Here is a 12949-nt window from a genome sequence, read left to right as displayed (position 1 = left end):
TTAAATCGGCATGATTAGTGCTTTGAGGGAATATGTGCGGAATTCTAGGGGGGCGTTGGGGCAGTGGTAAAGCACGCTCCAGAAAAGCTGTTGAAGACGGCTTGAATGCAATGAGTTACAGAGGGCCGGACGGTGCAGGGATTCTAATAGAGTCTGTAGGGCGTAGTGAAGTATGCTTAGCGCACAATCGATTGGCTATTCTAGATCTTACCGATAATGCTCTTCAGCCAATGCACAGTTGTGATGGCAGCTTAAGCATAGTTTTCAATGGGGAAATTTATAACTATGTTGAGTTGAGGGAGGAACTTCTATTATATGGTTTTAAATTTTCAACCGACAGCGATACAGAAGTTCTCTTGTGTGCATGGCGTCACTGGGGGCATGCGTGCTTGGAAAAGCTTACGGGCATGTTTGCTTTTGCTGTGTTGGATCGAAAAAGCTCTAAACTGACATGTGTGCGTGATGCCTTTGGGGTGAAGCCCCTATTTTACAAGTGTGTAGGCGAGGAGTTTATTTTTGCCTCCGAGATAGGGGCCCTCAGAAAATTATCCGGTCAATCAGACTCGTTGAATGTTCAGCGTGCCTATGATTATTTGGTCCATGGTGATTACGACAGCGGTGATCAGACATTCTTCACCGATATTCTTTCGCTGAAACCTGGACATCTACTGAGTCTAAGCCTGCGTGATGGCGTGGTTTCTGAGCCAGAGTTTTGGTGGCGACCATCGATCATCGAGCGTCCGTCAGTTACGTTTGCGGATGCAGCAGATGAGTTGAGAGAGCTATTTCTAAAAAGCGTGCGCTTGCACATGCGTAGTGATGTACCTATCGCAGCGGCATTATCTGGTGGGATAGATTCTTCAGCAATTGTTTGTGCTATGCGTCATGTCGCACCCGATCGATCTATTAGCAGCTTCAGCTACATCGCTGAGGGCCATGTTAGTTCCGAGGAACAGTGGGTTGATCAAGTCAATTCATATGTCGGGGCTATTCCCAACAAGATTGTTGCTAATGCACAAGAGCTTCTTCGCGATTTGCCCGATATGATTTCAGCGCAGGGAGAGCCTTTTGGCAGTAGTAGTATTTATGCCCAGTACCGTGTCTGCCAACATGCGGGTTCTAATGGATTCAAAGTGCTTCTGGAAGGGCAAGGTGCTGATGAGATGCTTGGGGGATATATAGGTTACCCAGGTCAGCGATTACGCAGTTTGCTTGAAAAAGGTGAGTATGCTCGCGCTTGGGAGTTTTTGGGCTCATGGGCTCAATGGCCTAATCGCAGCCGATGGGGTGCAATACAGCGATTTGTGGCAGAAGTCGCCCCGGATTTTTTATATGACAAGTTGAGAAGTCTTAATGGCATGCAAAACAACCCTGTCTGGATGAGAGGAAATATTTTGTCCGAAATGGGTGTGCGCTGTCTCTACCCACGTATGCGTCGAACCGACGATGCAACAGGCCGGCGTCTCATGGCCGAACTGGCGACTTCATTAAGTGAACGCGGTCTATCTGCACTTTTGCGTCACGGTGATCGTAACTCTATGCGGTTTTCTGTGGAGAGTAGGGTGCCATTCTTAACTCTAGATCTCGTCAATTATTCTTTAGGGTTGCCTGAACACTATCTAGTGTCGAACCTAGGGGAAACTAAGTCTATATTTAGGGCTGCGATGCGTGGGATAGTGCCTTCAAAAATTTTAGAGCGTAGAGACAAGGTTGGCTTTGCAACTCCGGAGCAAAGTTGGTTGAATGACATTGCGGGCGATGTGCGTGAGCTTATAAGTCAAGATGTTGCGCTGCCTTTTTTTGATCAAAAGCGAGTTGTTATTGAGTTTGATCAGATGCTAAGTAATAAAAAAACTTTCTCTTGGCAAGCTTGGCGATGGATTAACTTTATAATTTGGTATCGTCAGGCGGGTGTTTGATTCGCTCCGGATTAGCGCCTACGGCAAGAAAACTATATGATTTTTTGTGGTGCGTGTTATTTATTTATCTTGTTTTTAAGTTTCACTTGAGTGCTAATTGTTAATGAATACTTTAAATTTTTTACGTTATATTCCAATTTTCCTTGTTTTGGCGGTTTATCTTCCTGCGTCTATATTAGGTATTTTTGCATTTCAAGATAGGTATGCGTTAAATTTATTGTTAATTCTATTTCTATTTTTGGCTATATATTTAATTGGTTATCGATGGGCCGCTATTGCTACAGATGCCATTAGAAGTATCCTGTCGAGGGGGAGGGTACTTAATTTTGGTTTGTTTTTAGCCTTTGTGTCACTTGTCTATTTAATTGTTACTGCTTATGCGATAGTTACTGCTGACGCGGTGCCACTAATTGTTGCGTTTTCCGGTGGTTCGGAAATGGATATTGCCAACGCCCGCGCAAGTTACCTTTCTTCACGGGAAGGGTATGAGAGCATTATTCGCTATGTTTCATTTATTGCAAGTAGGGCTATTATTCCTATGGTTGTTCTGTATTTGTTTTTTTGGCGGAACGAGCTGCGTTTTTTCTTCTTGATTGCAGTGATGTTTATTTATTCTCTGACTCTTGAGAAGGTTGTTCCGGTCTTTGCGATGCTTCCGCTGTTTGTTTTTTATTTTTTAAGTAGGCAGTTTTTGGCTTGTTTTTATGTTTTTTTATCTATTTTTTCTTTGATTTTTCTTTTGTCCTGGATCTCATATGGAGGTCTGCATGAAGGACAAGTAATTGAGGACTCTAGAAACCAGTCAGTTAGTTCTTCGCTGCAGTTTCCCGAGGGTGTTCTGATTAAGGGGCCTGTTGAAAATTCAGAGCGACTTTATCTTAAATGTGTTGTGCCTCTGATGTTTTTGAATAAAGAAGATTTTGACTGCTTTGATAGTGCATACACTCTCGATTTAGTCCTTGTCGATAGAGTTTTGTGGGTGCCGTATATAACTGCTTATGATTGGCTGGTTTTTCAGGATGTAGGTCTCAAAGGTAGGCTGACAATGGGGCGCTCAGTAAGTCTTGTGCATCGTTTATTTGGTGAGCCTAAAATGCAGCTTGAGAAAATTATCTATGCTTACCAACGAGGTGCTTCACCGGGGGGGGCTGGTACTGCCAATACGCTATTTTTGATTGACGCAAAGCTAGCCTTCGGATGGCTTGGGGTTGTCATATACTCGTTTGTTCTGGTTTTCTGTGCTGCAATTATTTTTTCATCGTCTAATCTCGTATTAAAGCTGGCGAGTATAAATTCATTTCTTGTGGTCGTGGTAAGCCCACTTACAGCTACGCTGCTTAGTGGTGGCTTGGCTATTTTTGTAATACTTGCCCTATTTCTCCCGTCTGATGACTCCGCTTCAAATGATGAAATTGCGGTGCGCCTTTGAGCAGCGGCATGATTTCTTCAACCCTGCGATCAGCTCTAGGGCAGCTAGCAGGGCTTATATTTGGTGCGATTACATTAAAAATTTTAGCGATTATGACCGGCCCTTCAGGAGTTGGTTTGTTTTCTCTTTTTCGTCATTTACAACAATCACTATCGCTGGTTGCTTCTTTGGGTGGTCAAGCTGCAATTATTCAAGGGTTGAGTAGTCGTGAGGAAGAGCAACGAGAAGTGTTTCAGCGCCATGTTTGTGCGGTCTTTGTTGTCCTTGGTTTGCTGCTTGCTATTTTCATGTTGTGTTCTGCATCTTTAATTTCTGAGTGGATGTTCGAAGGTGGCTACACATCTTCGTTGCGCTGGTTGACGATTTCCGTGCTTGCAGGCAGTGGGCTGTTTTTCTTAAGGGGGATTTTAAACGCTCATTTGAAATTTAACGAAATTGCATTGATCAATGCAATTTCAGGTTTTGGGGGGTGCTTTTAGTATTTCCTGCGGGCTATTTATATAATCAGGGCTCTTATAGTGGGCTTGTTATGTTGGTCACTGCAACCCCGGTGGCTGGGTTTTTGACTGGTTGGTTTTTTTTCTGTCAACAACGAGTAAGTAAGACTGTTTATTTTTCTTGGTCATTAATGCAGCTTTCTGAGCTTCGTGCATTCGTGGAATTGGCATTTCCTACATTGCTTTCTGTTTTTTTTACAATGGGTAGTTTATTAATTGTCAGAGGCTTGATTGTTAATCAGGAGGGGTTGGAAGGAGTTGGTATATTCGACGCTGCTTGGAGTATCAGTGCTTTATATTTAGGGGTTTTTCTTGCTTCTCTGCAAAGTTATTTGCTACCCGTATTTGCTCGAGGCTCTTCTGGGCAAGATTTAAAATCCTCCTTGGCACGAGCTTTTCGGTTTGCATTAATTGCATGTTTTCCTATGATAATAGGTTTAATTTTATTCAAGCCTTTTGTGATTTTTTTATTGTATAGCGATGGATTTTTTGCTGCTTTGGAGATTTTGCGCTGGACACTTTTGGGTGACTGCGTAAAAGTATTTGGTTGGGTCATAGCAAGTACTCTAATGGCTCGAGCGGACATGAAAGGTTTTATGCTTGCTGAGCTTGTCTGGAGTGCTATTTTTTTGATGCTTTCTATCTGCTTTCTTGAACAAGGTTTAGCGTGGGTGGGCATGGCATATTTTATTGCCTATATAGGGTATGCATTATTTCTTTTTCTGCGGCTATACTTAGTCCACAACTTGCTGGTTCCTTTTGATGTTCTCTTTCAGTGGTTTGCTGGGTTCTTGTTGGTTTTCTTGGTTAGTTTAATTGCTTGGGATTTAATGATTTTCAAGTGGCTAAATATGCTGCTATTTTTTCCAGTTTTTATTTTCTTGTTTTTGATTGTGCCAGTTCAAGATAGAGTTTTTGCTCTGCGTATTGCCAGAGAAAAGATTGCGCGCTGGCTAAAATATTAATTTTTGCGAGTTTATTAAAAATATGAAAGTTATGATCCTAGGTGCTAGCGGTATGTTGGGTAGTACTGTTTTTCGTATGTTTGATTTGCATTCAGAGTACGAAGCATGGGGTACGCTGCGTAGACGCGAAGCATTGCGATACTTTCCAGAGTCAAGCTGTGCACGTCTCCTGACAGGTATCGATGTACTCGACCAAGACATACTGGTTTCAGTGATGGTCAGAGTTAAGCCAGATATCGTGATCAACTGCGTTGGGCTAATTAAGCAACTTGACGATGCCAAGGATCCGCTAACGGCGCTGCCAATCAATGCCATGCTGCCACACCGGTTGGCCCGCCTATGCGAGTTGGCTGGTGCAAGGCTCATCCATATCAGTACTGACTGCGTGTTCTCCGGGCGCAAGGGTTTGTACCTGGAGAGTGATTTGTCGGACGCCGAAGACCTCTACGGTAAGTCCAAGTACATTGGTGAACTGCATGATCTACCACATGCGATTACTCTGCGTACCTCAATCATCGGCCACGAGCTGGGCTCTAACTATGCTCTGGTGGATTGGTTCCTGTCCCAGGAGGAGGGCGTTAAAGGTTTTACCAAGGCGATCTTCTCTGGTCTACCCACGGTCGAACTAGCGCGGGTGATAAAGGACTTCGTTGTTTCGCACCCGCAGCTCAATGGCCTGTATCATGTCGCCGCTAAGCCGATCGACAAGTTCCGGCTGCTCAGTCTGGTGGCTGCGCAGTATGGCAAGGCTATCGATATCCGGCCTGAAGATGCGCTGGTGATCGACCGTTCTTTGGACGGTTCGCGTTTCCGCGAAGCGACCGGCTATGTGGCACCCGAGTGGCCGGAGCTGATCCGGCGTATGTACGAGCAGCGCCGGTAATCACTCCGGTTTGCTGGTGAAAAGGAAACCACGCAGCCTCCGGGCTGCGTTCACGTTCTGGAAGGTTATATGTTTGATAACAAGGTATTGATGATCACCGGTGGCACCGGTTCCTTTGGCCATACGGTGTTGCGGCGTTTCCTCGATACCAATGTGCGCGAGATCCGCATCTTCTCCCGTGACGAGAAGAAGCAGGAGGATATGCGCATCGCTCTGGCCAACGACAAGGTCAAGTTCTACATCGGTGATGTACGTGACTACGACAGCCTCAAGCAGGCTATGGTTGGCGTCGATTACATCTTCCACGCAGCGGCGCTCAAACAGGTGCCTTCGTGTGAGTTCTACCCGATGGAGGCCGTGCGCACCAACGTCAATGGCACAGAGAACGTACTCAATGCTGCCATTGCCAGTGGCGTGAAACGCGTGGTGGTGCTCTCTACTGATAAAGCGGTGTATCCAATCAACGCCATGGGCATCTCCAAGGCTATGTCCGAGAAGTTGATGGTGGCCAAGTCGAGGATGATTCCGGCCGGCGGCACCGTGGTTTGTGCCACTCGCTATGGCAACGTGATGGCATCGCGCGGTTCGGTGATCCCGTTGTTCATCGAGCAACTACGCAGCGGCGAGCCGCTGACCGTCACTGATCCCAATATGACGCGTTTCCTGATGTCGTTGGAAGACTCGGTTGACCTGGTGCTGCACGCTTTCGAGCATGGTGAGCAGGGGGATCTTTTCGTGCAGAAGGCGCCAGCCTCAACCGTTGGTGATCTGGCCCTGGCGCTCAAGGCGTTGTTCGGTCGCGAGAACCCGGTGCGGGTGATCGGCACTCGTCATGGCGAGAAGCTTTACGAGTCGTTGGTTTCACGCGAAGAGATGGCTAAAGCCGAGGACATGGGCCGTTACTACCGCATTCCTGCGGACAACCGCGATCTCAACTACAAGAAGTACTTCGTTGAGGGCGAGGAGAAGATCGCCGAGTTCGATGATTACACCTCGCACAACACCGAGCGCCTGGACATCGAGGGCATCAAGCAACTGCTGCTCAAGCTCGACTACATCAAGGAGCAACTCGATGCTTAAGGTTATGACTCTGGTCGGGACGCGTCCTGAGCTGATCAAAATGAGTCGGGTGATTGCCGAACTCGACCGCCAGGTTAATCACGTGCTGGTGCACTCCGGTCAGAATTACGACTATGAGCTGAACCAGGTTTTCTTCGATGACCTGGAAATCCGCAAACCGGATCACTTTCTTGGCGCTGCCGGTGAGACTGCTGCACAAACTATCGCTGAGGTAATCGCCAAGGCCGATGCGGTGTTCGAGTTAGAAAAGCCTGATGCGTTGTTGCTTTACGGCGACACCAATACTTGTCTTGCGGTCATTGCGGCCAAACGGCGCAAGATTCCGGTGTTCCATATGGAGGCGGGTAACCGCTGCTTTGACCAGCGGGTGCCGGAGGAGCTCAACCGCAAAGTGCTCGATCACCTCTCCGATATCAATATGGTGCTTACCGAACATGCACGTCGATACTTGATTGCTGAGGGCATTCGCCCTGAGACCATCATCAAGAGCGGTTCGCACATGCATGAAGTACTGGATTACTACCGGCCAAAGATCGAGGCCTCTGACGTGCTTGCGCGCGAGGGGCTGGGGGCTAGAAAGTTCTTTATTGTCAGTGCCCATCGTGAGGAGAACGTCGATACCCCTGACAATCTGCGCGATCTGCTAGCCACTCTCCGTGCGTTGGCCGACGAGTATGGTTTCCCGCTGATCGTGTCGACTCATCCGCGCACACGTAAACGCCTGGAGGCGCTGGGTGAGTCGCTGGAGCATCCGCTGATCCGCTTCTCTAAGCCGTTTGGCCTACTCGACTACATCAAGCTGCAGATGAATGCGTTCTGCGTGCTCTCCGACAGCGGCACCATCACCGAGGAAGCTTCGTTGCTGAATCTGCCAGCAGTGACGCTTCGCAACGCTCATGAGCGTCCGGAAGGCATGGATCAGGGCACTCTGATAATGAGTGGATTAAAGAAGGATTCGGTGTTGGAGGCGGTCAAGGTCATTACGAGTCAGCATCAACCCGGCTCGCGCCGTATTCCGCTGGTTCCTGATTATGAAGGTGGCCCGGTTTCGTTGCAGGTCGTGCGAGTCGTGCTCAGCTACACGGACTATGTAAATCGTACTGTCTGGCACAAGGGCTAAAATCATGCGTGTTTTGCTTACGGGTGCCAGCGGTTTCGTTGGGCGCGCAGTGCAGGCACGCCTGCTAGTTGATGGTGCACATGAATTGCGCTGCGCCATGCGTCAGCTGCCGCCGACTTCCTCGGTTAATTGCGAAGTTTGCCTGTCTCCAGAGTTGTCTCCGGATGCGGATTGGTCGACGGCATTGGCCAATGTTGATGCTGTCATCCATTGTGCTGCTCGGGTGCATGTGATGAACGAGCAATCCATTGACCCGCTTGCCGAGTTTCGTCAGGTCAATGTTGAGGGCACGCTGCGGCTGGCTCGTCAGGCCGTGGAGGCTGGTGTGCGCCGCTTTATCTTCGTCAGCTCAATCAAGGTCAATGGTGAGCAGACTTTGCCGGGGCATTCCTACAGTGCTGATGACTTGCCTGAGGCCGTAGACCCATATGGCATATCCAAACATGAGGCCGAAGAAGGGTTGAAGGCATTGGCTGCCGAGAGTGGGCTGGAGGTGGTTATTGTTCGTCCACCACTGATCTATGGCCCGGGGGTGAAGGCTAATTTCCACAGCATGCTGCGTTGGCTGCATCGCGGCATACCACTTCCCTTGGGTGCCATCAATAATCATCGTAGTTTTGTGGCGCTGGATAATCTGGTGGATTTACTGGTGTTATGTCTTACACATCCGGCGGCAATTGGGCAGCGTTTTCTTGTGAGCGATGGTGAGGATCTGTCCACTACTGAGTTGTTGCGCCGCTTGAGTAGTGCCTTGGGGCGCCCGGCCAGGCTAGTTGCTGTCCCTCAGTCTTGGATTGAGTATGGTGCGGTGTTATTGGGGCAGCGCGCACTGAGCCAGAGATTATGTGGCTCCTTACAGGTGAATATAGATAAAACTCGCGAGTGTCTAGGCTGGGCGCCACCACTTACAGTGGAGCAGGCGTTGGCCAAAACCGTTGCACACTTTCTAGAAGACGCCCATTCATGACTGTTCTGATCTTTAGCTGTTTAGTGGCTGCCTTGTCGTGGATATTGACCGCTTGGTTACGGCGCTATGCGTTGTCCCGCAGCTTGATGGATGTTCCTAATGCACGTAGTTCCCATAGCCAACCCACGCCGCGGGGCGGTGGGATGGCGATTGTTGTGGCATTTCTGTTTGCGTTGTTTATAGCTTTCTCCATGGGCATGGGAGTTCAAACTGAGTACTTTTATGCATTGAGCGGTGCTGGTGCGCTTATCGCAGTGCTTGGATTTCTTGATGATCATGGGCATATCGCAGCCCGCTGGCGTTTGCTTGGGCATTTCACGGCTGCTGCTTGGGTGCTGTTCTGGCTCAATGGTTTGCCACCTGTACAAGTACTCGACCATGTGATTGACCTGGGTTGGTTCGGTTATTTGTTGGCCTCCCTCTATTTGGTATGGCTGCTCAATCTTTATAACTTTATGGATGGTATTGACGGTATTGCCAGTGTCGAGGCTATCTGTGTTTGCCTTGGTGGCGCGTTGATGTACGGCTTTCTCGGGCATTTAAATATGCTGCTCTTGCCGTTGTTGTTGGCTGCGGCGGTTGCGGGCTTTTTGATTTGGAACTTTCCTCCCGCGCGTATTTTTATGGGGGATGCAGGAAGTGGTTTCCTCGGCGTCGTATTGGGCATTCTCTCTCTGCAAGCCGCCTGGACCGACGCATCATTACTTTGGGGGTGGTTGATTCTGCTGGGGGTCTTTATTGTCGATGCAACCTTTACTCTTTTCCGGCGGTTGTTGCGTGGAGATAAGGTTTATGAAGCCCACCGTAGTCATGCCTATCAATATGCCTCACGTTACTTCGGGCGCCATTTACCGGTGACTTTGGCAGTCCTTGTGATCAATTTTTTATGGCTATTACCAATTGCGCTCTGGGTTGTGTCAGGCGGTGAAGGCTTGTTTGGACTGTTGTTGGCCTATACACCTCTAGTGATATTGGCTATCAGGTTTCGAGCTGGAGCGCTGGAGTGAGTATGAGCCAGTTACGAACATTGTTAGTGCTAGGCGCAGGCGGACATGGCCAGGCTGTTGCGGAAGCGGCACTGCTAGCTGGTGAGTGGCAACGCGTCTGTTTTCTCGATGACCGCAATTAGAGGCGGCCTTTGGAATAGACGTGATTGGTAATCTCTACAGTTTGCTGGAGCCAGGCTGCTAGGGGCCGCTGCGGGTAAAAACTCTTTGCGTGAAGCGTGGTGCCGGTATCGAGTTGGTCAGCATCGTGCATCCGCGCGCATGGGTTAGTCCGTCGGCTCACATCGGGCAGGGATCTGCTGTACTTGCGATGGCGGTGATTGGAACTAAGGCGAGGCTGGGGCAAGGTGCAATTGTAAATGCCGGTGCTGTGGTGGATCACGATGTGTGCATCGGTGACTTTGGCCCGCTCGGAGTCGGTGTCAATTTGGCTGGTGGTGTTCAGGTGGGCGCTTCAGCATGGCTTCAGGCCGGTTGTAATGCAGGCTATGGTGTTAGCGTGTCATCAGGTGATGTGGTTGCTCCTGGCACCGTATTGCAAGCCAATTATTAAGGGATAAATATGGTTCGCCAGTGGGTAGACGCTTTACGTCAGAACCTCTTGCAATTATCGCGTCGAAAGAAACGTTTCTTGCAGGTAGTCACTGATATTGCACTAATCTGGCTGGCGCTCTGGCTTTCATTTGCTTTGCGTTTGGGGGAGTGGGATGCAGCCCAGCCGTTTGACGGTCATGGTTGGCTATTCCTCTTGGCACCTATTATTGCTTTGCCAATTTTTATCCGTTTGGGTATGTATCGTGCGGTGATGCGTTATGTGGGTAATGATGCACTGATCGCTATTGCCAAGGCTGTTACGGTATCTGCCCTGGTGTTGGCTTTGGCAGTCTACTGGTATCGGGGGCCTACGGCTCTGGTACCACGTTCGATGGTATTCAATTATTGGTGGTTGAGCCTTTTACTTTTAGGCGGTTTGCGTCTCGCCATGCGCCAGTATTTTGCAGGTAATTGGTTTGAGTTAAATCCAAGACGAACAGCAGCATTAGCTCCGCTCTTGCCTAGGGTTGCTGTTTACGGTGCTGGTTCCGCTGGAAATCAATTGGTTGCTGCTTTGCGTATGGGGCGTGCCATGCGTCCTGTGGCTTTTATTGATGATGAGCCAAGTATTGCCAATCGCACTATTGCTGGATTGCGCGTATACACCCCTAAGCACATTTCGCAAATGATTGATGAAACAGGCGCTGATGAAATTCTATTGGCCATGCCTTCTGCTTCTCGTGGACGGCGACGTGAAATTCTTGAAACGCTGGAGAAATTTCCTCTGCATGTGCGCAGCATCCCGGGCTTTATGGATTTGGCCAGTGGTCGCGTAAAAGTCGAGGATGTGCAGGAAGTCGATATTGCTGATTTGCTGGGCCGTGATGCAGTACCGCCGCAGCAAGCATTGTTTGAGCGTTGCATTCGTAATCAGGTGGTCATGGTTACCGGTGCCGGTGGCTCGATTGGCTCGGAACTGTGCCGCCAGATTCTGCTGACAGGTCCAGCAACACTGCTGCTGTTTGAGCATAGTGAGTTCAACCTGTACAGCATTCACAGTGAGCTTGAAGCGCGGGTCAAGCGCGAGTCTTTACCACTTCGCCTGGTACCTATTCTCGGTTCTATTCGCAATGCATCACGTTTGTTTGATGTGATGCGCACTTGGAAAGTCGACACGGTTTACCATGCGGCGGCTTATAAGCATGTACCTATGGTCGAGCACAATATTGCCGAAGGTGTGCTCAATAATCTAATGGGCACGCTTAATACCGCGCAGGCAGCGATCAAGTCAGGTGTGACTAGTTTTGTTCTGATTTCCACTGACAAGGCCGTACGTCCGACTAATGTCATGGGTAGTACCAAGCGTTTGGCTGAGATGGTACTCCAGGCGCTCAGTCGTGAGTCTGCGCCGGTGTTGTTTGCTGATGATGACACTGTGCATCAACTCAACAAAACGCGTTTTACCATGGTGCGTTTTGGCAATGTCCTGGGCTCATCTGGCTCCGTTATCCCACTGTTCCATGAGCAGATTCGCAAGGGCGGGCCGGTGACGGTTACTCATCCGAATATTACACGTTACTTTATGACCATCCCTGAGGCGGCACAGTTGGTTATCCAGGCCGGAGCCATGGGGGAGGGCGGTGACGTATTTGTGCTGGATATGGGCCAGCCGGTGAAAATTGCTGTACTGGCCGAGAAGATGATTCATCTCAGCGGATTAAGTGTGCGCTCCGACAAGACGCCCCAGGGTGATATAGCAATAGAGTTCACCGGTTTAAGACCGGGTGAAAAGCTTTATGAAGAGCTGCTGATCGGTGACAACGTAAGCCCGACCGAGCATCCGATGATCATGCGAGCCAGTGAAGAACATCTGCCTTGGGAGACGTTCAAGGGCATGCTTCAACAGTTATTGTTGGCAGTGGACAAGGATGACTATGAGCGCGTTCGACAGTTGTTGCGCGAGACGGTGAGCGGTTATAAACCTGAGGGTGAGATTGTTGACTGGCTTCACCTGCAGCGCCGTAGTGAGTAACAGGGTTTATCCGCTGAAATTTGCTACTGGTTGTTTGACAGTGCTGCTGCAGCGTCTAGGTTTGAGTTAGGTGTGGAGATGGATGTCCCATGCCTCGATAAAAACCAACGTAAGGATACGAATGATGCTGAAATCAACGTTTAACGCCCTTCTGTTCGCTGTTATTACCTCGCTTTCGCTGACTGTTAGTGCCGCTGAAGTTGCGCCATCCGCAGAAACCACTGCCCAGTCAGCTGAAGTCGCTGTTACCAACAAGGTCAATCTCAACACCGCTGATGCCGTCACTTTGCAGCGCGAGCTGATAGGTATTGGTGAGGTCAAGGCGCAGGCGATTGTTGCTTATCGTGATGAGCACGGCGACTTTGCGTCGGTGGATGAATTGCTGGAGGTCAAGGGCATTGGTGAGGCGACGCTGGAGAAAAATCGCGACAAGTTGAGTATCAACTGACGCATTGAGTTGTTGTGTTGAATAAGGCCGGTTATCAACCGGCCTTTTTGTTTTCTGCATCAACTGCA

13 protein-coding genes are annotated in these 12949 nt (G+C 49.2%); all 13 read left to right on the top strand.

All coding sequences use genetic code 11. The features are described 5' to 3' along the window. The first annotated feature begins 32 nt into the window (after positions 1 to 32). The 13 genes from asnB to OU997_RS00825 all read left to right on the top strand — a co-directional run bounded on the left by asnB (position 33) and on the right by OU997_RS00825 (position 12881). A complete protein-coding gene (asnB, locus tag OU997_RS00880; RefSeq protein WP_267808567.1) occupies positions 33 to 1919 on the top strand; it encodes an asparagine synthase (glutamine-hydrolyzing) in 1887 nt (628 codons plus the stop codon). Positions 1920 to 2022: 103 nt separating this feature from the next. After that, positions 2023 to 3348 (top strand): hypothetical protein, encoded by a 1326-nt coding sequence (locus OU997_RS00875; protein WP_267808566.1) that lies wholly within the window; start codon positions 2023 to 2025, stop codon positions 3346 to 3348. An 8-nt stretch (positions 3349 to 3356) separates the two neighbouring features. After that, positions 3357 to 3827: a lipopolysaccharide biosynthesis protein gene (locus OU997_RS00870; RefSeq protein ID WP_267808565.1), complete on the top strand. Its 471-nt coding sequence runs from the start codon at positions 3357 to 3359 to the stop codon at positions 3825 to 3827. Then, positions 3818 to 4810, top strand: coding sequence for a hypothetical protein (locus tag OU997_RS00865; protein ID WP_267808564.1), 993 nt, complete (start codon positions 3818 to 3820; stop codon positions 4808 to 4810). The genes OU997_RS00870 and OU997_RS00865 overlap by 10 nt, the downstream gene beginning before the upstream one ends. A 22-nt stretch (positions 4811 to 4832) precedes the next feature. Beyond that, the gene (locus OU997_RS00860; RefSeq protein ID WP_267808563.1) at positions 4833 to 5693 is read left to right on the top strand and encodes a dTDP-4-dehydrorhamnose reductase family protein; all 861 of its coding nucleotides are present in this window, start codon (positions 4833 to 4835) and stop codon (positions 5691 to 5693) included. Between the two features lie 69 nt (positions 5694 to 5762). Next, positions 5763 to 6773, top strand: a complete 1011-nt coding sequence (locus OU997_RS00855; RefSeq protein ID WP_267808562.1) for a polysaccharide biosynthesis protein — start codon at positions 5763 to 5765, stop codon at positions 6771 to 6773. Then, positions 6766 to 7893, top strand: coding sequence for a non-hydrolyzing UDP-N-acetylglucosamine 2-epimerase (wecB, locus tag OU997_RS00850; RefSeq protein ID WP_267808560.1), 1128 nt, complete (start codon positions 6766 to 6768; stop codon positions 7891 to 7893). Before OU997_RS00855 ends, wecB begins: the two co-directional genes overlap by 8 nt. Positions 7894 to 7897: 4 nt before the next feature. Then, entirely contained in the window at positions 7898 to 8860 is a 963-nt protein-coding gene (locus tag OU997_RS00845; RefSeq protein ID WP_108487403.1) for a UDP-glucose 4-epimerase family protein, read from the top strand. Continuing rightward, complete coding sequence (locus OU997_RS00840; RefSeq protein ID WP_267808559.1) at positions 8857 to 9867, top strand: MraY family glycosyltransferase; 1011 nt, start codon at positions 8857 to 8859, stop codon at positions 9865 to 9867. Before OU997_RS00845 ends, OU997_RS00840 begins: the two co-directional genes overlap by 4 nt. A 2-nt stretch (positions 9868 to 9869) precedes the next feature. Then, positions 9870 to 9989: a hypothetical protein gene (locus tag OU997_RS20900; protein ID WP_158271568.1), complete on the top strand. Its 120-nt coding sequence runs from the start codon at positions 9870 to 9872 to the stop codon at positions 9987 to 9989. A gap of 89 nt (positions 9990 to 10078) precedes the next feature. After that, positions 10079 to 10420: a hypothetical protein gene (locus OU997_RS00835; protein ID WP_267808558.1), complete on the top strand. Its 342-nt coding sequence runs from the start codon at positions 10079 to 10081 to the stop codon at positions 10418 to 10420. Between the two features lie 9 nt (positions 10421 to 10429). Further along, on the top strand, positions 10430 to 12433 hold the full coding sequence (locus OU997_RS00830; protein WP_108487405.1) for a polysaccharide biosynthesis protein: 2004 nt from the start codon (positions 10430 to 10432) through the stop codon (positions 12431 to 12433). 124 nt (positions 12434 to 12557) lie between these two features. Further along, entirely contained in the window at positions 12558 to 12881 is a 324-nt protein-coding gene (locus OU997_RS00825) for a ComEA family DNA-binding protein (protein WP_267808557.1), read from the top strand. The last annotated feature ends 68 nt before the right edge of the window (positions 12882 to 12949 follow it).

Source organism: Pseudomonas sp. SL4(2022) (genome assembly GCF_026625725.1).
Classification (GTDB): Bacteria; Pseudomonadota; Gammaproteobacteria; order Pseudomonadales; family Pseudomonadaceae; genus Aquipseudomonas.
This window is presented reverse-complemented; position numbering and strand designations above follow the sequence as displayed.